The sequence below is a fragment of the Pseudomonas xionganensis genome, assembly GCF_009763245.1.
Taxonomy (GTDB): Bacteria; Pseudomonadota; Gammaproteobacteria; order Pseudomonadales; family Pseudomonadaceae; genus Aquipseudomonas; species Aquipseudomonas xionganensis.
In genome coordinates, this window is record NZ_WKJZ01000001.1 from 2020496 (window position 1) to 2041056 (window position 20561).

Genomic DNA, 20561 nt, shown 5'->3' on the forward strand with positions numbered 1-20561 from the left:
CATGCACGCACGCCTGCTGTATGTGATGGACCCCATGTGTTCCTGGTGCTGGGGCTTTGCCCCGGTGCTGGAGTCCCTCGCCGAGCAGGCAGCCGCTGCCGGGGTTGGCCTGCATCTGGTGGCCGGTGGTCTGCGCCGCGACAGCGTGGCCATCGACGCTGCCGCCCGGGTGCGTTACCTGGGCTACTGGCAGGCGGTGAATGCCAGCACCGGGCAGCTGTTCAACTTTAATGACGGTCTGCCCGAAGGCCTGGTGTATGACACCGAGCCGGCCTGCCGCGCCCTGGTCACCGCGCGCGATCTGGCGCCGGACCTGGTCTGGCCGCTAACCCGGCTGATCCAGCAGGCCTTCTACACCGAAGGGGTGGATGTCACCCGGGCCAGCGTGCTGGTGGAGCTGGCCGAGCGCGCCGGCATCCCGCGTATCGTGTTTGCCGAGCCCTTCGACAGCCAGGCCATGCGCGAGGCCACCGCCGCCGATGTGCGCTGGGTGCAGGACCTAGGGATTGCCGGCTTTCCCACCCTGCTGGCCGAGCGTGAGGGCCAGCTGGCCCTGCTGACCAACGGCTATCAATCCCTTGAGGTGCTGCAGCCTCTGCTGGCGCGCTGGCTGGAGCGGGGGATGCATGCCTGATCAGCTGAACTGGGCACAGATCCGCCAGCTCGCCCTGCGCCACAAGAAGTCGCTGATCCTGGCCAATCTGGTGGCCGTGCTGGCCACCCTGTGCAGCGTGCCGATTCCGCTGTTGCTGCCGTTGCTGGTGGACGAGGTGCTGCTGCAGGACGGCGACGCCGCGCTGCGAGTGATGGACCTGTTCCTGCCCGTGGCCTGGCAGAGCGCTGCCGGCTATATCGGCCTGATGCTGGTGCTGACCCTGCTGTTGCGCGGCGGCGCGCTGATCTTCAACGTGCTGCAGGCGCGCCTGTTTGCCCGGCTGTCCAAAGACATCGTCTACCGTATCCGCATCCGTTTGATTGAACGGCTCAAGCGCATCTCCCTGGGCGAATACGAGAGCCTGGGTGGCGGCACAGTAACTACTCATCTGGTCACCGACCTGGACACCCTGGACAAGTTCGTCGGTGAAACCCTCAGCCGCTTTCTGGTGGCGGTGCTGACCCTGGCCGGCACCTCGGCGATCCTGATCTGGATGCACTGGCAGCTGGCCCTGCTGATCCTCCTGTTCAACCCCCTGGTGATCTACGCCACGGTGCTGCTGGGCAAGCGGGTCAAGCACCTGAAGAAGCTGGAAAACGACAGCACCGGGCGCTTTACCCAGGCCCTGACCGAAACCCTGGAGGCCATCCAGGAGATTCGTGCCAGCAACCGCCAGGGCTATTTCCTCGGTCGTCTCGGTGGCCGCGCCAAGGATGTGCGCGACCGCGCCGTGGCCTCGCAGTGGAAGACCGATGCGTCAAACCGAGCCAGTGGCCTGCTGTTCCAGTTCGGCATCGACGTGTTTCGCGCCGCCGCCATGCTGACCGTGCTGTTCTCCGACCTGTCCATCGGCCAGATGCTCGCGGTGTTCAGCTACCTGTGGTTTATGATCGGCCCGGTGGAGCAGCTGCTTAGCCTGCAGTACGCCTTCTACGCGGCCGGCGGTGCCATGACCCGGATCAACCAGCTGCTCGGCCGCCAGGATGAACCCCAGTACCCGGGCCGGGTCGACCCCTTCAAGGGCCGCGATACCGTGGGGATCGAGGTGCGTGGCCTGACCTTCGCCTATAACGATGAGCCGGTGCTCAACCAGCTCAACCTGAGTATTGCGCCAGGGGAGAAGGTGGCCATAGTCGGCGCTTCGGGCGGCGGCAAGAGCACCCTGGTGCAGCTGCTGCTCGGCCTGTACACGCCCCAGGCGGGCAGTATTGCCTTTGGCGGTTGCGCCCAGCAGGACATCGGTCTGGACTGCGTGCGCGAGCATGTCGCGGTGGTGCTGCAGCATCCGGCGCTGTTCAACGACACGGTGCGCGCCAATCTGTGCATGGGCCGCGAGCGCAGTGATGAAGCCTGCTGGCAGGCCCTGGAAATCGCCCAGCTGGCGCAAACCATCCGCGAGTTGCCGCAAGGCCTGGACAGTATTGTCGGGCGCAGCGGCGTGCGCCTATCCGGCGGCCAGCGACAGCGCCTGGCGATTGCCCGTATGGTGCTGGCCGAACCCAAGGTGGTGATCCTCGACGAGGCCACCTCGGCCCTGGACGCCGCCACCGAGTACGCCCTGCATCAGGCGCTTAACCAGTTCCTCAACGGTCGCACCACCCTGATCATCGCCCACCGCCTGAGCGCGGTAAAACAGGCCGACCGGGTGCTGGTATTCGATGGCGGCAGCATCGCCGAAGACGGCGGCCATCAGCAGCTGATCGCCGAGGGCGGGCTGTACGCCAAGCTGTATGGGCATCTGCAGCACTGAGCACGGCGCAACGCCGGCCAAACCCTGTGGCCTTGCGGTGGATGAAAAGAGCGTCATCCACCCTACAGCGGATAGCGGTGCAGGATCGGCCAACCCCTAGGGTGGATGGCGCTGTACCCATTCACCAATGCGGCTTGTGGTGGACGAAAAGAGCGTCATCCACCCTACAACTGATAGCGGTGCAGGGTCGTCCAACCCGTAGGGCGAATGGCGCTGTACCCATTCACCAATGCGCCTTGTGGTGGATGAAAAGAGCGTCATCCACCCTACAGCGGATAGCGGTGCAGGGTCGTCCAGCCGTAGGGTGGATGGCGCTTTATCCATCCACCAATGTGCCCTCATGGTGGAGGCAAGGAACGCCTTCTGGATTCAGACGCCCCTGCAAGCCAGGCTCATAGCTGTTATTGGCGTTGTGCTCAGCGCCTGCGGCCTTACATCTGGCAGCCAAAACCACCGCGCTGTAAATCTTTCGTTACGCATGGCAAGCCCTTGCCATCAGGCTGCGCGTGGTTTTTCTGGGTGTAATAAAAACTTGCCATCAGCATGGGCTAAGCCCAGGGCATGCCGCTGCGTGCCGGCTTGTGAGCGGGGCTGTGCTCGGTTGTGATGGGATCAATTCGCGCCGTTGCCCAGGCAGCGGTTGATCACAACAACAACGAGGAGGCGCAATGAACGCCGTGAACAAGATCGAGCAGCACAACCCCATCGGCACCGACGGCTTCGAGTTCGTCGAATACACCGCGCCGACCCCGGAAGGCATCCAGCAGCTGCGTGAGCTGTTCACCGCCATGGGCTTTACCGAAACCGCCAAGCACCGCTCCAAGGAAGTCTGGCTGTTCCAGCAAAACGATATCAACTTCGTCCTCAATGGCAGCCCCACCGGCCATGTGCGCGAGTTCGGTTTGAAGCACGGCCCCAGTGCCTGCGCCATGGCCTTCCGGGTCAGGAACGCGGCCCAGGCCGCCGCCTATGTCGAATCCCAGGGCGCCAAGCTGGTGGGCAGCCATGCCAACTTCGGCGAGCTGAATATCCCCTGCGTCGAGGGCATCGGTGGTTCGCTGCTGTATCTGGTGGACCGTTACGGCGACAAGAGCATCTATGACGTCGACTTCGAATATATCGAGGGGCGTACAGCCAACGACAACTCGGTGGGCCTGAAAGAGCTGGATCACCTGACCCACAACGTCAAGCGCGGACAGATGGATGTGTGGTCGGGCTTCTACGAGCGCATCGCCAATTTCCGCGAAATCCGCTACTTCGATATCGAAGGCAAGCTCACCGGCCTGCTGTCGCGCGCCATGACTGCGCCCTGCGGCAAGATCCGCATTCCGATCAACGAGTCGGCCGACGACAAGTCGCAGATCGAGGAATTTATCCGCGAGTACCAGGGTGAGGGCATCCAGCATATCGCCCTGAGCACCGACGATATCTACGAAACGGTACGGCGTCTGCGTGCCAATGGCGTGGATTTTATGAGCACCCCGGGCACCTACTACGACAAGGTCGACACCCGTGTGGCCGGCCATGGCGAGCCCACCGATGTGCTGCGCGAGCTGAATATCCTGATCGACGGCGCACCGGGCGATGACGGCATCCTGCTGCAGATTTTCACCAATACTGTGATTGGCCCGATCTTCTTCGAGATCATCCAGCGCAAGGGCAATCAGGGCTTCGGCGAGGGCAACTTCAAGGCCCTGTTCGAGTCCATCGAGGAAGACCAGATCAAGCGCGGCGTAATCAAGGCCGAGTGAGTCGTAGGGTGGATGTCGCTGTTTACATCCACCAGGGAATACGAATAACCGGTGGAAAACGCTTTGCAGTTTTCCACCCTACAGACTTGGAGCTTCGAGATGAGCCGTAACTGGATTAGCTTTCCCCTGCGTGAAGGTGAGTGTTCGCGTCAGGCGCACTGCGACTTTCCCGAAGGCACCTATGAGCGCGAGATGGGCCGCGAAGGTTTCTTCGGCCCCACCGCGCACCTGCACCACAAGCATCCGCCCACCGGCTGGATCGACTGGGAAGGGCCGTTGCGGCCCCATGCCTTCAACTTCAATGAGATTCCCAGCGAGCGTGACTGCCCCCTTGCCGCGCCGCTGACTCTGCACAATGCGGACATGAAGCTGCGCGTATGGAAAACCCATGGCGCCATGCGCCATCTGGTGCGCAACGCCGACGGTGATGATCTGTTGTTTATCCACGAGGGGGCAGGGGAGTTCTATTGCGACTTCGGCCACCTGAGCTACCGCGACGGCGATTACCTGCTGATCCCCCGTGGCACTGCCTGGCGCATCGAGGCCCATGAGCCGACCTTTATGCTGCTGATCGAGAGCAGCGACGGTGCCTATCAGCTGCCGGACAAGGGTCTGCTCGGCCCCCAGGCGATCTTCGACCCGGCGGTGCTCGATCATCCGCGTATCGATGAGGCCTTCAAGGCGCAGCAGGACGAGAACACCTGGCAGATCCGCATCAAGCGCCGGGGCCAGATCAGCACCGTGACCTATCCCTACAACCCGCTGGATGTGGTTGGCTGGCATGGCGACAACTGCGTGGTGCGCCTCAACTGGTGTGATATTCGCCCGCTGATGAGCCATCGCTACCACCTGCCGCCTTCGGCGCACACCACCTTCGTGGCCAACGGCTTTGTGATCTGCACCTTTACCCCGCGCCCGGTGGAAAGCGACCCCGGCGCGCTGAAGGTGCCCTTCTATCACAACAACGACGACTACGACGAAGTGCTGTTCTACCACCGCGGCAACTTCTTCAGCCGCGACAATATCGAGCAGGGCATGGTCACCCTGCACCCGTGCGGCTTCCCCCACGGCCCACACCCCAAGGCGCTGAAAAAGGCCCTGGTGGACCCGGCGACCTTTATCGATGAGGTGGCGGTGATGATCGACACCCGCCGCGCCCTGGAAGTCGGCGAAGCCGCCGCCGGGGTGGATGTTCCCGAATATGTAAATTCCTGGCGTGCGCCGGGGGCAGACGGCTGAGCAACCGTAGGAGCGGGCCATGCCCGCGAATATGCGGTATCAGGCATCGCGGGCATGGCCCGCTCCTACACATAAATTGAAGGTTGAACCATGAAACTCGCATCACTCAATCAAGGCCGCGACGGTGTACTGGTCGTGATATCCCGCGACCTCAGCCGCGCCATCCAGGTGCCGTCCATCGCTGCCACCCTGCAGGCCGCCCTGGATAACTGGGCCGTCGCCAAGCCCAAGCTGGAAGCGGTGTACCAACGCCTGAACGATGGCCTGGACGAGGGCGCGTTCGCCTTCGAGCAGAGTGCCTGCCACAGCCCCTTGCCTCGGGCCTATCACTGGGCCGACGGCAGCGCCTACGTCAACCATGTGGAGCTGGTGCGCAAGGCCCGTGGCGCCGAGATGCCGGAAAGCTTCTGGCATGACCCGCTGATGTACCAGGGCGGCGCCGACAGCTTTATCCCGCCGCACAGCCCGATCCAGATGGCCGATGAGGCCTGGGGTATCGACCTAGAAGCCGAGATCGCGGTGATCACCGATGACGTGCCCATGGGTGCAACTGCCGCCGAGGCGGCTGCGCATATCCAGCTGCTGATGCTGGTCAATGACGTGTCCCTGCGCAACCTGATCCCCGGCGAGCTGGCCAAGGGCTTTGGCTTCTACCAGAGCAAGCCGTCATCCAGCTTCTCGCCGGTGGCCATTACCCCGGATGAGCTGGGCGATGCCTGGCAGGGCGGCAAGGTACACCGGCCGCTGGTGTCGCATATCAACGGCGCGCTGTTCGGCCAGCCCGATGCCGGTGTGGACATGACCTTCAACTTCCCGACCCTGGTGGCCCACGCGGCCAAGACCCGCCCCCTGGGCGCGGGCACAATCATCGGCTCCGGCACCGTGTCCAACTACGACCGCAGCGCGGGCTTCAGCTGCCTGGCGGAAAAACGCATGCTGGAAATCATCGAGCAGGGCGAGGCGAAAACCCCGTTCCTCAGGTTCGGCGACCGGGTGCGTATCGAGATGTTCGACGCGAGCGGCCACAGCATCTTCGGCGCCATCGATCAGGCGGTGGAAAAGTATGAGCCTTAAGCGGCAAGCCACAAGTCGTAGGGTGGATGTCGCTTTTTACATCCACCAGAGCGCACGACTATTAGCTCTGTGGCCTGGTGGACAACGCTGCGCGGTTGTCCACCCTACGGGTCCCAGAGGTCCTGCCAAATGCTGACGCTCTATTCCTACTGGCGTTCCAGCGCTGCCTACCGGGTGCGTATTGCCTTGAACCTCAAGGGTCTGGCCTACCGGCAGGTACCGGTGCACCTGGTCAAGGACGGCGGTCAGCAGCGCGCGGCCGAGTACCAGGCGCTTAATCCGCAGCAACTGGTGCCGCTGCTGGTGGACGAGGACTGCGGCGGGGTACGAATCGCCCAGTCCCTGGCCATTCTCGAATACCTGGAAGAGGTCTGTCCGCTGCCGGCGCTGTTGCCGGCAGACCCGGCCGAACGCGCCCAGGTGCGCGCCCTGGCCCTGCATATCGCCTGCGATATCCATCCGCTGAATAACCTGCGGGTATTGCAGTACCTGTCTGGCGAACTGGGTGTGAATGATGCGGCCAAGGATGCCTGGTATCGCCACTGGGTCGAGGCCGGCCTGGCCGCGCTGGAGGCGGGCGTGGCAGCGTTCGATGGGCGCCTGTCCCTGGGTGAGCGGCCCGGTTATCTGGAAGCCTGCCTGATCCCACAGCTGTACAACGCCCGGCGTTTCAACTGTCAGCTGGACGCCTACCCGAGGCTGCTGGCCATTGAGGCGCGCTGCGAAAGCCTGGACGCCTTCCGCCTGGCCGCGCCGGAGCAGCAGCCCGACGCCCAGTAAGATGCCCTTGCGGTGGCTGGCGGCTTTTCGCCAGCCTTCCCGGCCCATCGGCGAAAAGCCGCCGCCGTCCGCGGCACTCCGTTCTTCCGGCAATAGCTCGGCAAGGCTCTAGACTTGCTGTGTCAGGCCTGCTTGCAGGCCTGGCGCAGGGGTTGCAAGGACCGCGCTGCGCCTGCCTGTGCGTGACCACGCCGAAAATAAGAATGGAGTACCCCGCTATGTCTGCCGCCCGCCTGTTCGCCGACCTGGGTGTCGCGAAAAAACTGCTCTGTGCCTTTGCCCTGGTGCTGCTGCTGACCCTGGCGGTTACCGTCAGCGGTTTTGCCGCCCTGCAGGCGGTGCTGCAGGGCCATCACGATGCCGCGCGCCTGGCCGCCATCGACGGCCAGTTGCTGCAGGCGCGCAGCCTGGAGCGGGATTTCGCCCTGCGCCAGAGCGCCGAGACAGCCCAGCGTATGCACGAGCAGTTGACTGCGGTTGAGCAATCGCTGAGCGAGCAGCTCCAGGCCAGCAGCGCCGCCAGGCAGCCACCGCTGCAGCGCATGCAGCAGGCTCTGGGCGACTACCGCGACCAGTTCGATACCTTTGTTCAGCAGCAGGAACGCGCCCGCGCAGCCCGCGAGCAGATGCGCGCGGCTGCCCAGGAGGCGCGTGATCAGTTCGAGGTGATCGAACTGGATATGTACGACGCCGTGCGTGAGCTGCGTCTGGCCGGTGACCGCCTGCGTGGCAGCGACCCGCTGACCCTGGCAGAAACCGCCTCGGGCCTGAGCAAGCGCATGCTCGACCTGCGCGGTCACGAGAGCCTGTACATCATCGATGGTTCGGCCGAGGCCCTGGAGGAGTGGAATTACGTCAGCGAGGATTTGCAGACCGTGGCCCGTAGCCTGATGGTCTGGCTCGACGATGAGCAGAAGCGCGCCATCGAAACCGCCCTGCAGGCCTTGACCCAGTACCAGCAGGCCTTTGCCAACTACCAGCAGGTGCGCCAGCACAGTCAGGCCAGTGAAACGGCCATGCGCGAACAGGCGCGGGCGGTATTAAGCCAGGCCAAGGAAGCGGTGGGCGCCGAGGAACAGGCCATGACCGCCGGCAGTGCCCGGGCGCAGCTGCTGCTCGGCTCCATGGGCCTGGCCGCCGTGTTGCTGGGCATGCTCGCCGCCTGGCTGATTTCCCGCTCCATCGTCTTGCCCCTGCGTCAGGTCGTGGGCTTTGCCCAGCGTATTGCCGAGGGCGACCTCAGTCAGGATCTGGCCCAGGACCGGCGCGACGAAGTCGGCCAGCTGATGGCCGCCATGCAGCGCATGAGCCACAGCCTGCGCGAGCTGATCGGGCGTATCGGTGGCGGTGTCAGCCAGATTGCCGCGGCCGCCGAACAGCTCTCGGCCATCACCGCCCAGACCAGCGACGGGGTGCAGACCCAGCGCCTGGAAACCGAGCAGACCGCCACCGCCATGCAGCAAATGAGCGCCACCGTGCAGGAGGTGGCGCAGAACGCCGAGCAGGCTTCCCAGGCTGCCCAGGGCGCCGATCAGCAGGCCCAGCAGGGCAACCAGGTGGTGCAGCAGGCGGTGGCCCAGGTCAATCGCCTGGCCGGAGAAGTGGAAGAGTCCGCCGAGGCCATGGCCGCCCTTAGCCAGGAGAGTGGGCGCATTGGCGGCGTGCTGGAGGTGATTCGCAATGTGGCCGAGCAGACCAACCTGCTGGCCCTTAACGCGGCCATCGAAGCGGCCCGGGCCGGCGAACAGGGGCGCGGCTTTGCCGTGGTGGCTGACGAGGTGCGCGCCCTGGCCAGGCGTGCCCAGGACTCCACCGAGGAGATCGAGAAGCTGATCGGCGGCCTGCAGCGCATGGCCCGCGCTGCTGTGGAAAAGATGGACAACAGCCGCAACCTGACCCAGCAGACCGTCAGCCTGGCCGGCGAGGCGGGTGCAGCATTGGGCCGCATTACCCAGGCGGTGAGCACCATCGAGCAGATGAACCAGCAGATCGCCGCCGCAGCCGAAGAGCAGAGCGCGGTGGCGGACACCATCAGCCAGAGCCTGACCCGGGTGCGTGACATCGGTGAGCAGAGCGCCAGTGCCAGCGAACAGACCGCCGCCTCCAGCGCCGAGCTGGCGCGTTTGGGGGTGGAGTTGCAGGGGCTGGTACGACAGTTTCGTACCTGAGGACTCAGCCCCTCAAGCCGCTCTGACCCGGAAGCCCAAGCGCCGTCCGGGCGCGGCCTAGCAGTGGCTCGGCTCGGCCTGGCAGTTAAGGGCCGCCACCGGTTTGCCCAGCTCACTGGCCCAGGCCAGCAACGGTACATCCACCTCGGGGCGCCAGATGCGCGTCAGCAGCAATTGCAGGCGTTCGGCATCGCCGCGTTCGAAGGGCAGCCGCGGGATTTGCTCATGCACGCGCCACTGGCCGTCTTCCAGGGTGGCGAAATCGAAGCGGAAGGGATGAAAGCCGGTCATGCCCAGGCGAATATCGGTGACCACCAGCCGCTCGCCGATCTGGTCGTAGCGCAGCACGCCATCGGTAAACCAGCTCAGGCGCGCATGGGCCGGTGAGTCGGCCAGCGCCGCCGCCAGCTGCGTGCCCCGGGGAATGCGCTCCAGGCGCGGCGGCTGCTGGTCCAGCCAGCTGACCAGGGCCTCGTGGTAATCCGCGCCGTCCAGCACGATCACCCGCCACAGCATGCTGTTGAACGGAGTCGGGGTGCTGAAGATCTGCTCGGCCTGGATGCCCTGGCGGGCCAGCTCGGCCTCCACCCGCTGTTCGGCCATCTGCTTGCCGGCCAGGGTAGAAGCCAGGTACAGGCTCGACAGCAGCAGGGCCACGGCCGGGGCCTTGGCTACCTTGTCGCGCAGGCCATGAAGCAGGCCCAGGGCGACCGCGATACACAGGGGCAGGGTATAGAGTGGATCGATGATAAAGATGCTCGACCAGGCCGTGGGCACGGGCATCAGTGGCCAGAGCAACTGGGTGCCATAGCTGGTAAAGCTGTCCAGCAGCGGGTGAGTAATCAGCACCAGCCAGATCGCCAGAAACAGGCGTCTGCTCGAATAATCAGGGTTGGGCCGGTAGCGGCGGATCAGCCAGGTCAGCAACACGGCCAGGGTACTGAGCACGAATAACGAATGACTGAAGCCGCGGTGGTAGGTCATATCGGCCACGGCGTCGCCGTAATCGATCACCACATCCAGGTCGGGCAGGGTGCCGAGCATGGCGCCATAGAGCAGCGCCTTGCGGCCTTGCCAACGACCAAGCAGGGCGCCCTGAATACTGGCGCCCAGTACGGCTTGGGTTATCGAATCCATCGCAATCAGTCTCGGGTTGAACAGAAGGCTAAGGTAACCGAGCGGCAGGCCGCTGGCTGCGGCTAATGTTCAAGCAAAGGTTTCAGCGCGAGGGCTGCCGATCGCTATGACTGCCGGCAGCCGATCTGCGCGCAAGCCCCGCAGCGGGGGCTGCTTTCAGAGCTTGAAAAAGCTCACCTTGTTGGTCAGGCGGTTGGCCAGGGTGGCCAGTTCGCGGCTGGACACTGCCACCTGCTCGGAGCCGGCGGAGGTTTCCAGGGTGGCGCTGTGGATGCGGTTGATGTTCTGGTTGACCTCTTCGGCCACCGCGCTCTGTTCTTCCGAGGCGCTGGCGATCTGCGCGTTCATGTCATTGATGGCGGTGACTTCGCTGCGAATCTTGTTCAGCGCATCTTCCGCCTGGCCGGTCTGCTCCACAGTCTGCTGGGCCAGCTGACGGCTGCTGCGCATCACTTCGGCGGCCTTGCCGGCACCTTCCTGCAGCTTGCCAATCATGCCGCGAATCTCCCGGGTGGAGTCCTGGGTGCGGGTGGCCAGCGAACGGACCTCATCGGCCACCACGGCAAAGCCGCGCCCATGCTCGCCAGCCCGAGCCGCTTCGATGGCGGCGTTGAGGGCCAGCAGGTTGGTCTGCTCGGCAATGGAGGTGATCACCTCGATAATCTTTTCAATGCTCTCACTGTCGGTGGATACCTGCTGCACGCTCTCAGCGGCGCTTTCCAGGGTGCGTGCCAGGTTTTGTATAGCGGTGGCGGTGGCGCTGACCACCTGGTTGCCGGTGGCCACTTCGTTATCAGCTGTGCGGGTGGCCGATGCGGCGCTGGCGGCATAGTTGGCCACTTCATTAACGGTTGCCGCCATCTGGTTGATGGCAGTGGCCATCTGCTCGGCCTCGCTGGATTGCAGGCGAATCTGCTGGTTGTTGCTGTCGGAGGTGGTCAGCAGTTGATCCGAGGCCAGGGTCAGCTCGCTCGCGGCGCTGCGCACCTGGGTGATGGTGTCGGCCAGGTGCCTGACCATATTCTGCAGATCGCCCATCACACTGTTCGGGTAGCGAGTTTCGATACGCTGATTGAGTTCTCCCTTGGCCAGACGCTGGATCACTTCGGCCACCCGGTACGGTTCGGCACCCAGGGTGGATTTGAGCTTGTTGATGATGAGCAGCGACACACCAATGCTCAGCAACACTGCAGCTCCAGTCACCAGCAGGATCAACAGGCGGAAACCACCTGCCGCCTCGCGCACCTCGGCGATGTCTTTGCTGACCAGGGCTTCTTCATGATCGATAAAGGCGTTGATACGCTTGAGCCACTCACTGTAGGCGGGCGAGGCCTGCGTCATCAGCAGTTCTTGGGCTGCCTGTGTATTGCCCTGGCGGCGCAGGCTGATCAGTTGTTCGGTCAGAGGCAGGGTGCTGCGTTCAATATCCTTGATCGCATTCAGCAGACGCTGTTCGGCTGCCGTAGGGGCTTGCGTACGCAACAGGCTTTCCATGGCCTGGGCCGACTCCTGATAGAAGGCGTTGAGGCGCTGGATATCGTTGAGGTGAGTGTTCAGCGCCAGATCGTTGTCCACCAGCACGGCATCGCGGATGGCAATGGCGCGGTCATGCACACTACCGCGGAAGTTGATGGCATAGCGCTGTTTGAGCGAGGCACCGTCGCTCACGGCAGTCAGGGTGCTGTCGATAAAGCCAACGCGCTGCACACCGATCAGCGTGATCAGGATCATCAGCGACAGTATCAAGCCGAAACCAAGACCCAGACGCTGGGCAATGCTCAACTGTGATTGCATGTAATCAACTCCTCTTGCCCTTTGGGGCGGCGACGGCTGGCTGCTGGTTAAGGAGAGGTTCAGTGGGGGGTAACTGCTCTCTTGTGCAAATCTTATACATTGTTTTGCATTTGTACAATTTTGTTTTGCTTTGATGGCGTACTGGCCGATGGCTGGTATCGGACTGTCATGGCAGTCCAGGATATGGCTGAAATGGCCGTATGTTGGGCTTTATGTCAGGTGCAAGGCGCCCGAACGGCGGCCTCATTGAACTTGATGCTGGCTGGCTTGCTTATACAAAAGTTCTACGATTTTTGGCTGTATGGGTACGGTTCAGGCAGGCTTTCTTGGAAGCTGAAGAGGGCTTTCGTCTGGAGCCCTGGTGCCGGCCTGCTGTCGGTAGATTCCCCTCGAGATCGCGCGCAGCGCCATATCATTTTTAGCAGTGACAACGATCGGCGAGCCGCCCGGATCGGCACCCTGTAGCAGCTAACTCAGCCGGGCGAGTTGGCGCGCATCCGGCGTTACTACGAAAAAGACAGCGCAGGGGGGCAAAACTGGGCCAGTGCGCGGTGCTGTAGGTAGAACCGACATCTTCGGTTCGTGCGGCTCAATCAGGAGCAGTTCTTGGCAGGCCTGCTTAAGTTTGCCGGCGTGCTGACATTAGCGAAGGTCATTTGCGCCATCGAAAAAATCAGCCGATGGAGTTCGGGGATTTTGCCGAATCAGGAAGTCTTCATCAGGAATTTCCTTGGCGGCATTTTTGCTTGGTTGATTTATGATCACATGTTATCTAGAGCAGCCGAAGCAGATCTGCACAGAGGAAGCCTGCTATGAATGTGCGTATAAATTTATTGTTGTTGCTGTTGCCGATTTGTTTCCATGCTCAAGCAGAGCACCTGGAAGTAACGGCCGATGAGTGGTGCCCGTTGAGCTGCCAACCCAATGCGGAAAAGCCGGGGTATGCGGTCGAGATCCTGCAGGCAGTGTTTCCCCAGGAGACTATCCATTACCGGGTAACCCCATGGAAACGCGCGGTGCTGCGAACCACGAGCGGTACAAGCGAGGCGTTAATCGGTGCCGTACAGGACCTGGCTGCGAAAGAGGGCTTGCTGATCGGCCAGGAGCCCATCGGCTATGCCCAAGATTGTCTCTATGTGGCCTCAGGTCACCCCGCGCGTTACCGGGGTAAGGCCGATGACTTGAACTCACTTCGGCGAGTTGGTGTATCGCTTGGCTATGTCTATACCGAAGGCTTCAAGGAGTGGCTCACCCGCCCTGCGAACAAGCCCAAAATTTTTACCGCTTCCGGTGATCAACCGGCAGCGCTCAATTTAAGCAAGCTCAGAGAAGGTACCCTGGATGCTGTTATTGAGACCAGCATGGTTATGGACTACCTGCTACGTCAGGCAGAGCTGGCTGAGACTCTGGTGTCGGTGGGCTGCGATACGCCAGACCCCGTTTATGTGGCGTTTGGTAAAGGTTCGCTGGGGGAAGAGCGGGCTCGGCAATTTGATAAAGGCCTGGCACTGCGCAGCTCGGGAAAACTGGCGGAAATCTTGGCCAATTATGATCTCGAGGACTGGAAGCAATAGTCTCCACCTTATCTAGCCTGACCGGTGTTACGGCAGTCTTCGGCCAATAGTCGCCAGTGCGCATCGTCATATTACAGCGCTCGCTGTTTATTTATGCCTGCGCCTAGTTAACCACCTTCGCGTTATCCTGCTCGTCCTTTCCGCACCGAACCCTACCCATGCTGGTAATTTCAAACAGCGTTCACCTCCCTGATGATGAAGTCGAACTGACCGCCATCCGTGCCCAGGGTGCGGGTGGGCAGAACGTCAACAAGGTGTCCAGCGCCATACACCTGCGCTTCGATATCCAGGCGTCCAGCTTGCCGCCGTTCTACAAGGAACGCCTGCTGGCGCTGCGCGACAGCCGGATCACCGCAGACGGGGTGGTGATCATCAAGGCGCAGCAGTACCGCACCCAGGAGCAGAACCGCGCCGATGCCCTGGAGCGCCTGGTTGAGCTGATTCGCAGCGCCGTCAAGACCGAAAAGGCTAGGCGACCGACCAAGCCGACCCTGGGTTCAAAGAAACGCCGGCTGGAGGGCAAGAGCAAGCGCGGGGCGATCAAGGCCGGGCGCGGGCGGGTGGATTACTGACAGCTGATCGTCAGGCGCCCACAATAGGGCCATACCCCACACTGGAGTCTGCGATGCATCCCCGTGTTGTTGAAATCACCGAGCGCCTGATCGAGCGCAGCCGCGCCACGCGCCAGGCCTATCTGCAGCTGATCGAACAGGCCGCCAGCCGTGGCCCGCAGCGCGGCAGTCTGCAATGCGCCAATTTCGCCCATGGCGTGGCCGGCTGTGGCCAGGACGATAAACAGGCGCTGCGCCTGTTGAACGCGGCCAATGTGGCCATCGTCTCGGCCTACAACGACATGCTCTCGGCCCATCAGCCCTACCAGAGCTACCCCGAGCAGATCAAACAGGCCCTGCGTGAGGTGGGTTCGGTGGGCCAGTTTGCCGGGGGCGTGCCGGCCATGTGCGATGGTGTGACCCAGGGCGAGGCGGGCATGGAGCTGAGCCTGCCCAGCCGTGAGGTGATCGCCATGGCCACCGCCGTGGCGCTGTCGCACAACATGTTCGACGCCGCGCTGTACCTGGGCATCTGCGACAAGATCGTGCCGGGCCTGCTGATCGGCGCGCTGCGTTTCGGTCATCTGCCCAGCCTGTTTATCCCGGCCGGTCCCATGCCCTCTGGCCTGGGCAACAAGGAAAAGGCCGAGGTGCGCCAGCGCTACGCCGAGGGCAAGGCCAGCCGTGACGAGCTGCTGGCCTCCGAAATGGCCGCCTACCACAGCCCCGGTACCTGCACCTTCTATGGCACGGCCAACACCAACCAGCTGCTGATGGAGGTGATGGGCCTGCACCTGCCCGGCGCGTCCTTTATCAACCCCGGCACGCCGCTGCGCGAGGCCCTGACCCGCGAGGCGGCGCAGCAGGTCACCCGCCTGACGGCCCAGGGCGGCACTTATACGCCCCTGGGGCGCATCGTCGACGAGCGTTGCCTGGTCAATGCGGTGGTGGCCCTGTGCGCCACCGGTGGCTCCACCAACCACTGTCTGCACCTGCCAGCCATCGCCCGCGCCGCCGGTATCCAGCTGACCTGGCAGGACATGGCCGAGCTGTCCGCCGTGACCCCGACCCTGAGCCAGGTCTACCCCAACGGCAAGGCCGATATCAATCAGTTCCAGGCCGCTGGCGGCACCACGCTGCTGATCCGCGAACTGCTGACGGCGGGCCTGCTGCATGAACAGGTCAATACCGTGACCGGTCAGGGCTTGAGTCGCTACACCTGCGAGCCCTTTCTCGACGCTGGGCAACTGGTATGGCGCAAGGGGCCGACGGTCAGCCTGGACGAGAGCATCCTGCGCCCGGCGGCGCGCCCCTTCAGTGCCGAGGGCGGCTTGCGCCTGCTGCAGGGCAACCTGGGCCGGGCGGTGATAAAGGTATCGGCCGTGGCTCCCGAGCATCAGGTGGTGGAGGCGCCGGCGCGGGTGTTCGAGGATCAGCAGCAACTGGCCGAGGCGTTCAAGGCCGGCGAGCTGGAGCAGGATCTGGTGGCGGTGGTGCGCTTTCAGGGCCCGCGCAGCAACGGCATGCCGGAGTTGCACAAGCTCACGCCTTACCTGGGCCTGCTGCAGGATCGCGGCTTCAAGGTGGCCCTGGTCACCGATGGACGTATGTCCGGGGCCTCGGGCAAGGTGGCGGCGGCCATTCATGTCTGCCCGGAAGCCCTGGATGGTGGGCCCCTGGCGCGCCTGCGCGATGGCGACCTGATCCGCGTCGATGGTCGCAGCGGTGAGTTGCGCGTACTGGTGGATGAGGCTGAGCTGCTGGCCCGGCCACTGGCCCAGCCCAGCCTGGAAAGCAGCCAGGGCTGTGGTCGCGAACTGTTTGGCTTTATGCGCGCCGCCTTTAGCAACGCGGAAGAGGGCGCCAGCGCCTTTGGTCTGGCCGCAGGAGCTCCCCGTGCAGCTGACTGATCTGCAACTGCCGGTAGCTGTGGGCGCCTGTGCATATACAAACGCGGGCCAGTTGGCCGAGGCCCTGGCGCAGCAGGTGGCGCAGGCTTTGCGCCAGGCCATCGAGCAACGCGGCTGTGCCTGCTTGCTGGTGTCCGGTGGGCGCAGCCCGCTGGCCTTTTTCCAGGCCCTGGCGCAGCAGTCATTGCCTTGGGAGAAGGTGACCATCAGCCTGGCCGATGAGCGCTGGGTGGCGCCGGAACACGCCGACAGCAACGAGGCGCTGGTGCGCCGCCATCTGCTTCAGGGGCCGGCTGCCCACGCGCAGTTTCTTGGCCTGTACCAGCCAGCGGTCAGCCTGAAGGCCGCCGCCGAGCTGGCCGACACCGCACTGGCTGCGCTGCCGCCGGTGGATGTGCTGGTGCTGGGCATGGGCGAGGACGGTCACTGCGCCTCGCTGTTTCCCGGTAGCCCGCTGCTGGCCCAGGCCCTGGATCGCGACTGCCCGCAGCGGGTATTGCCGATGCTGGCGCCGGTTGCGCCCACTGCGCGGCTTAGCCTGACCCTGCCGCTGCTGGCCTCGGCGCGCCTGCCACTCTTGGCCATCCAGGGCCCGGCCAAGCTGGCCACCCTGGAGCAGGCTCTGGCCGGCAGCGATGCCCTGCAGATGCCGATCCGCGCGCTGCTCAAGGCACCGCTGCAGATTCACTGGTGTCCATAGGCGCACTGCGCTGTCAGCTGACCAACGGCCTTTGCAGGTGGCGATCCTTGGCTAAGGTTTAGCACTTCACAGGCGTGCAAGGTCGGAGTCTGCATGCTCCAGATGGATTGGATCAGCCAGGGAGAAAGCCCATGCGTTTTATGGTGATGGTCAAGGCAACCGCGGAGTCCGAAGCCGGCATCATGCCCAGCGAGGAGCTTATGGCGGCGATGGGGCGCTACAACGAAGAGCTGCTTGAAGCCGGTGTGCTGCTCGCCGGGGAGGGCCTGCAGCCCAGCAGCAAGGGCGCCCGGGTGATGTTCAGCGGCAGCCAGCGCAGCGTCCGCCACGGCCCGTTTGTCGAAACCCAGGAACTGATCGCCGGTTTCTGGATCTTCCAGGTGGAGTCGCTGGAAAAATGCATCGAGTGGGTCAAGCGTTGCCCTAATCCGATGCCCAGTGATAGCGAAATCGAGATTCGGCAGATTTTCGAGGTCGAAGACTTCGGCGATGAATTCAGCCCCGAATTGCGCGAACAGGAAGCGCGTATTCGTACGCGCATTAACAGTGACGACTAAGGAGAGTTGCGATGAAAATTCATGCCTATCTGATGTTCGACGGCCAGTGCGAGGCCGCCTTCAACCATTACGCCGAATGCCTGGGCGGTGAGCTGGAGCTGATGCGTTTTGGCGACAGCCCGGAAGCCGATAATGTGCCGGTGGAGTTTCACCAGCGGGTGATTCACGTTTGCCTGACGGTGGGCGATCAGTTGCTGATGGCCTCCGACAGCATGCCGGGCATGCCCTACGAGGGCATCAAGGGCTGCTCGATTTCCCTGCAAGTGGAGAATGTGCCTGAAGCAGAGCGCTTGTATACGGCATTGTCAGCCGGCGGTACGGTGCAGATGGAATTGCAGCAGACCTTCTGGGCCACGCGCTTTGCCATGTTCACCGACCGCTTTGGCGTAAGCTGGATGATCAACTGCGATGTGGATAGCCAGCAGGGCTGACGGCGAGCGTCTCGGCAAAGCCAGTCCGGATGAAATCCGGGGGAACAGGATCGTTCCAGGCTAAGCCTTCGCGGCTGAAGCCGCTCCTACACAGCAAATGAGGGCGTAGGGTGGATATCGCTTTTCATATCCACCGAAGATGGTGGATCGATAAAGCGTGATCCACCCTACGCTTACCAATTGCGCCCTTAGCCGACCAGCCCGAGGGCGCGCTCCGGTTGCTCCTCCGCCACTTCGACGCCAGCCAGGAACTCCTCGCCCCAGCGGCGGATATCGTTGTAGCAGACGATATCGAACAGCTCGCGCAGGCGTGCCTGGGCTTCGCTCTTGGGCAGGTTGAGGGCCAGGTAGCAGGTTTGCGCCAGATCGGCCGGATCGTGCGGGTTGGTCAGCAGGGCGCCCTTGAGTTCGGCCGCCGCGCCGGCAAATTCCGACAGTACCAGTACACCGCTGCCGCCCAGCAGACCCTGGGCTGCAACAAATTCCTTGGCCACCAGGTTGAGGCCGTCACGCAGCGGGGTGATCCACATCACGTCAGCCATGGCGTACCAGGCGCTGACCTCCTCGAACGGCAGGCTGCGGAAGAAGAACTGCAAGGGCGTCCAGCCGATACGGGCGAAGCGGCCGTTGATGCGGCCTACGGCCTGTTCGATCTGGGTCTGCAGCTCGTCGTAGATGGTCATTTCCTTGGCCGCCGGCACGCACACGGTGACCAGGGTGACCTTGCCGAGCAGTTCGGGGTTGTCGGCCAGCAGGCGTTCGTAGGCGTTGAGCTTTTCCAGAATGCCCTTGGTGTAGTCGAGGCGTTCCACCGAGAGGATCAGCTTGACCCCCTGCATCTCCTCGCGCAGGTGCGCCATCAGCTCCTTGATCTTCGGCGCCGCCAGGGCGTTGCGTACGCGGTCGATGTCCAGGCCCACCGGGTGGGCGCCGAGCTTGACCTGGCGGGTGCCGGTGTCCACGGCGGTGGTCATGCGCTCCAGGCCCACGGCGCAACCATAGGTGATAAAGCGTGGGGCGCAGTTCTGCCGGCTGATGGTCTGCAGGGGCATCACGCCGCGCGCCACGTCGACGAAGTTCTCCACCTGGCGCGGGATATGGAAGCCGATGTAGTCGCACTGCAACAGGCTGCCGACGATCTGCCGGCGCCAGGGCAGCACGTTGAACACATCCGCCGAGGGGAAGTAGGTGTGGTGGAAGAAGGCGATGCGCAGGTCCGGGCGCAGCTCGCGCAGGTAGGCCGGGACCATCCACAGGTTGTAGTCGTGCAGCCAGACGATGGCGCCTTCGGCGGCCTCCAGCGCGGTGCGTTCGGCGAAGGCGCGGTTGACCTTGCAGAACACCTGCCAGTCGTCCTCGTTGAAGGTGGCGCGCTCCCAGAAGGTGTGCAGGGTTGGCCAGAAGGCCTCCTTGGAGAAGCGCTTGTAGAAGGTGTCGACGTCCTCCTTGCTCAGCTTGACCCGTGCCGCGGTGAGCTTGGGGTAGCGTTCGGCGTCCACCGTGGTGTGGCTGTCGAAGGGCTCGGCGGCGTCTTCGTGCACGGCCCAGGCGACCCAGGAGCCGGGGCGGCCGTCGCCGAAGAAGCTGAGCAGGGTGGGGATGATGCCATTGGGCGAGGTGGGGCGACGGCGCTGCAGCTTGCCGTCGGCTGCGCGGTACTCTTCGTAAGGCAGGCGATGGTAGACCATCACCAGTTCGGCCTTGCCCGGCTGCGCGGCCTGGCGCCGTTCGGCGGCGATACCGTGCTCGCCGAGGAAACCGAAATGGGCGAAGGCTTCGAGGATGCCGCCGCAGCCCGGGCTGCTGGCATGCAGGGTGCGCGAGTGATGGCGGGTGGCTTCCAGCAGGGCCGCCTCCGACTGGCCGACGCAGACGCCATGGAAGCTGCTGGTGAGCATGGACAGGTCGTTGAGGGTGTCGCCGGCAGTCAGCACCTGAGCGTGATCCAGCTCCAGCCAGTCGGCCAGGGCGCGCAGGCTGCTGCCCTTGTTGACGCCCTTGGGCAGGAAATCCAGGTAGCGCTCAGCCGAATAGAGCAAGTCGCAGCCCAGGGCCTCGGCGGCTTCCTGCAGCTGAGCCTGGGCGGCCTGTTCGGGTGTGCAGAAGTAGGAGCAGCGGCGTGCCTGGGGCACGTCCTGACGCTCCAGGGCAAAGGCCTCGATGGCGCTGGCGACCTGGCTTTCGCCGGGCCAGAGGGCGTCCACCGCGCTCTGCAGCGGCTGGATCGGTTGCAGGCTGTCGCCGTGCACCAGGGTCGCGCCGACGTCGGCGATGATGTAGTCCGGCTGCGGCAGGGTCGGGTCGGCCAGCAGCGGCAGTACCGCTTCCAGGCTGCGCCCGGTGACATAGGCGAGCTTGATCTGCGGGTGGGCGGCGATGGTCTGGTAGAGGCTCAGGCGATCCTCGGGATCGCCGGCGAGAAAGGTTCCATCCAGATCGGTGGCAAGTAGCATCGTTGTTTCTCCAGAAGCGGCGTCGTGCGCCGGTGTT

The 20561-nt window shown here is 63.6% G+C and carries 17 protein-coding genes and 2 pseudogenes; 15 read left to right on the top strand and 4 right to left on the bottom strand.

Features of this window, described 5'->3' with window-relative positions; all coding sequences use genetic code 11:
- Position 1: 1 nt before the first annotated feature.
- The 8 genes and pseudogenes from GJV18_RS09460 to GJV18_RS18880 all read left to right on the top strand — a co-directional run bounded on the left by GJV18_RS09460 (position 2) and on the right by GJV18_RS18880 (position 9417).
- The gene (locus GJV18_RS09460) at positions 2-634 is read left to right on the top strand and encodes a DsbA family protein (protein ID WP_160344769.1); all 633 of its coding nucleotides are present in this window, start codon (positions 2-4) and stop codon (positions 632-634) included.
- Positions 627-2405, top strand: coding sequence for an ABC transporter ATP-binding protein (locus tag GJV18_RS09465; RefSeq protein ID WP_160344771.1), 1779 nt, complete (start codon positions 627-629; stop codon positions 2403-2405). The genes GJV18_RS09460 and GJV18_RS09465 overlap by 8 nt, the downstream gene beginning before the upstream one ends.
- Before the next feature lie 668 nt (positions 2406-3073).
- On the top strand, positions 3074-4156 hold the full coding sequence (gene hppD, locus GJV18_RS09470) for a 4-hydroxyphenylpyruvate dioxygenase (RefSeq protein WP_160344773.1): 1083 nt from the start codon (positions 3074-3076) through the stop codon (positions 4154-4156).
- Positions 4157-4255: 99 nt separating this feature from the next.
- On the top strand, positions 4256-5395 hold the full coding sequence (locus tag GJV18_RS09475; protein WP_160344775.1) for a homogentisate 1,2-dioxygenase: 1140 nt from the start codon (positions 4256-4258) through the stop codon (positions 5393-5395).
- Positions 5396-5485: 90 nt separating this feature from the next.
- Positions 5486-6469 carry a fumarylacetoacetate hydrolase family protein gene (locus GJV18_RS09480; protein ID WP_160344776.1) on the top strand — a complete coding sequence of 328 codons (984 nt, stop codon included), beginning with the start codon at positions 5486-5488 and terminating at the stop codon, positions 6467-6469.
- Between the two features lie 129 nt (positions 6470-6598).
- Entirely contained in the window at positions 6599-7249 is a 651-nt protein-coding gene (gene maiA, locus GJV18_RS09485; RefSeq protein ID WP_160344778.1) for a maleylacetoacetate isomerase, read from the top strand.
- Positions 7250-8400: 1151 nt separating this feature from the next.
- A pseudogene (locus tag GJV18_RS18875) lies at positions 8401-8562 on the top strand (HAMP domain-containing protein); the annotation flags it as partial.
- A complete protein-coding gene (locus GJV18_RS18880) occupies positions 8554-9417 on the top strand; it encodes a methyl-accepting chemotaxis protein (protein WP_407692355.1) in 864 nt (287 codons plus the stop codon). The pseudogene GJV18_RS18875 and the gene GJV18_RS18880, both read left to right, overlap by 9 nt.
- Before the next feature lie 57 nt (positions 9418-9474).
- Here the strand turns inward: GJV18_RS18880 and GJV18_RS09495 are convergent, their stop codons facing one another.
- From GJV18_RS09495 to GJV18_RS18890, 3 genes and pseudogenes are all read right to left on the bottom strand, one after another.
- The gene (locus GJV18_RS09495) at positions 9475-10554 is read right to left on the bottom strand and encodes a metal-dependent hydrolase (protein WP_160344782.1); all 1080 of its coding nucleotides are present in this window, start codon (positions 10552-10554) and stop codon (positions 9475-9477) included.
- A 156-nt stretch (positions 10555-10710) separates the two neighbouring features.
- On the bottom strand, positions 10711-11592 hold the full coding sequence (locus GJV18_RS18885; protein ID WP_407692356.1) for a methyl-accepting chemotaxis protein: 882 nt from the start codon (positions 11590-11592) through the stop codon (positions 10711-10713).
- 240 nt (positions 11593-11832) lie between these two features.
- Positions 11833-12348: pseudogene (locus GJV18_RS18890) on the bottom strand (MCP four helix bundle domain-containing protein); the annotation flags it as partial.
- Positions 12349-12954: 606 nt separating this feature from the next.
- Here GJV18_RS18890 and GJV18_RS09505 point away from each other — a divergent pair.
- From GJV18_RS09505 to GJV18_RS09535, 7 genes are all read left to right on the top strand, one after another.
- On the top strand, positions 12955-13164 hold the full coding sequence (locus GJV18_RS09505; RefSeq protein WP_160344786.1) for a hypothetical protein: 210 nt from the start codon (positions 12955-12957) through the stop codon (positions 13162-13164).
- Positions 13161-13922: a substrate-binding periplasmic protein gene (locus GJV18_RS09510; protein ID WP_160344788.1), complete on the top strand. Its 762-nt coding sequence runs from the start codon at positions 13161-13163 to the stop codon at positions 13920-13922. The genes GJV18_RS09505 and GJV18_RS09510 overlap by 4 nt, the downstream gene beginning before the upstream one ends.
- 158 nt (positions 13923-14080) lie before the next feature.
- Entirely contained in the window at positions 14081-14494 is a 414-nt protein-coding gene (arfB, locus tag GJV18_RS09515; RefSeq protein WP_160344790.1) for an alternative ribosome rescue aminoacyl-tRNA hydrolase ArfB, read from the top strand.
- 53 nt (positions 14495-14547) lie between these two features.
- Positions 14548-16383 (top strand): phosphogluconate dehydratase, encoded by a 1836-nt coding sequence (edd, locus tag GJV18_RS09520; protein ID WP_160344792.1) that lies wholly within the window; start codon positions 14548-14550, stop codon positions 16381-16383.
- Complete coding sequence (gene pgl, locus GJV18_RS09525; protein WP_160344794.1) at positions 16370-17083, top strand: 6-phosphogluconolactonase; 714 nt, start codon at positions 16370-16372, stop codon at positions 17081-17083. The genes edd and pgl overlap by 14 nt, the downstream gene beginning before the upstream one ends.
- A gap of 131 nt (positions 17084-17214) precedes the next feature.
- Positions 17215-17640, top strand: a complete 426-nt coding sequence (locus GJV18_RS09530) for a YciI family protein (RefSeq protein WP_160344796.1) — start codon at positions 17215-17217, stop codon at positions 17638-17640.
- A gap of 11 nt (positions 17641-17651) precedes the next feature.
- Complete coding sequence (locus GJV18_RS09535; protein WP_160344798.1) at positions 17652-18071, top strand: VOC family protein; 420 nt, start codon at positions 17652-17654, stop codon at positions 18069-18071.
- A gap of 188 nt (positions 18072-18259) precedes the next feature.
- Here the strand turns inward: GJV18_RS09535 and ggpS are convergent, their stop codons facing one another.
- Positions 18260-20524 carry a glucosylglycerol-phosphate synthase gene (gene ggpS, locus GJV18_RS09540; RefSeq protein ID WP_160344800.1) on the bottom strand — a complete coding sequence of 755 codons (2265 nt, stop codon included), beginning with the start codon at positions 20522-20524 and terminating at the stop codon, positions 18260-18262.
- Between the last annotated feature and the right edge of the window lie 37 nt (positions 20525-20561).

Bases quoted from the DNA above. Each gene is read 5' to 3' on its own strand.
- GJV18_RS09460 (WP_160344769.1), top strand. From the start codon at position 2: ATGCACGCACGCCTGCTGTATGTGATGGACCCCATGTGTTCCTGGTGC.
- GJV18_RS09465 (WP_160344771.1), top strand. From the start codon at position 627: ATGCCTGATCAGCTGAACTGGGCACAGATCCGCCAGCTCGCCCTGCGC.
- hppD (WP_160344773.1), top strand. From the start codon at position 3,074: ATGAACGCCGTGAACAAGATCGAGCAGCACAACCCCATCGGCACCGAC.
- GJV18_RS09475 (WP_160344775.1), top strand. From the start codon at position 4,256: ATGAGCCGTAACTGGATTAGCTTTCCCCTGCGTGAAGGTGAGTGTTCG.
- GJV18_RS09480 (WP_160344776.1), top strand. From the start codon at position 5,486: ATGAAACTCGCATCACTCAATCAAGGCCGCGACGGTGTACTGGTCGTG.
- maiA (WP_160344778.1), top strand. From the start codon at position 6,599: ATGCTGACGCTCTATTCCTACTGGCGTTCCAGCGCTGCCTACCGGGTG.
- GJV18_RS18880 (WP_407692355.1), top strand. From the start codon at position 8,554: ATGAGCCACAGCCTGCGCGAGCTGATCGGGCGTATCGGTGGCGGTGTC.
- GJV18_RS09495 (WP_160344782.1), bottom strand. From the start codon at position 10,554: ATGGATTCGATAACCCAAGCCGTACTGGGCGCCAGTATTCAGGGCGCC.
- GJV18_RS18885 (WP_407692356.1), bottom strand. From the start codon at position 11,592: ATGGGCGATCTGCAGAATATGGTCAGGCACCTGGCCGACACCATCACC.
- GJV18_RS09510 (WP_160344788.1), top strand. From the start codon at position 13,161: ATGAATGTGCGTATAAATTTATTGTTGTTGCTGTTGCCGATTTGTTTC.
- arfB (WP_160344790.1), top strand. From the start codon at position 14,081: ATGCTGGTAATTTCAAACAGCGTTCACCTCCCTGATGATGAAGTCGAA.
- edd (WP_160344792.1), top strand. From the start codon at position 14,548: ATGCATCCCCGTGTTGTTGAAATCACCGAGCGCCTGATCGAGCGCAGC.
- GJV18_RS09530 (WP_160344796.1), top strand. From the start codon at position 17,215: ATGCGTTTTATGGTGATGGTCAAGGCAACCGCGGAGTCCGAAGCCGGC.
- GJV18_RS09535 (WP_160344798.1), top strand. From the start codon at position 17,652: ATGAAAATTCATGCCTATCTGATGTTCGACGGCCAGTGCGAGGCCGCC.
- ggpS (WP_160344800.1), bottom strand. From the start codon at position 20,524: ATGCTACTTGCCACCGATCTGGATGGAACCTTTCTCGCCGGCGATCCC.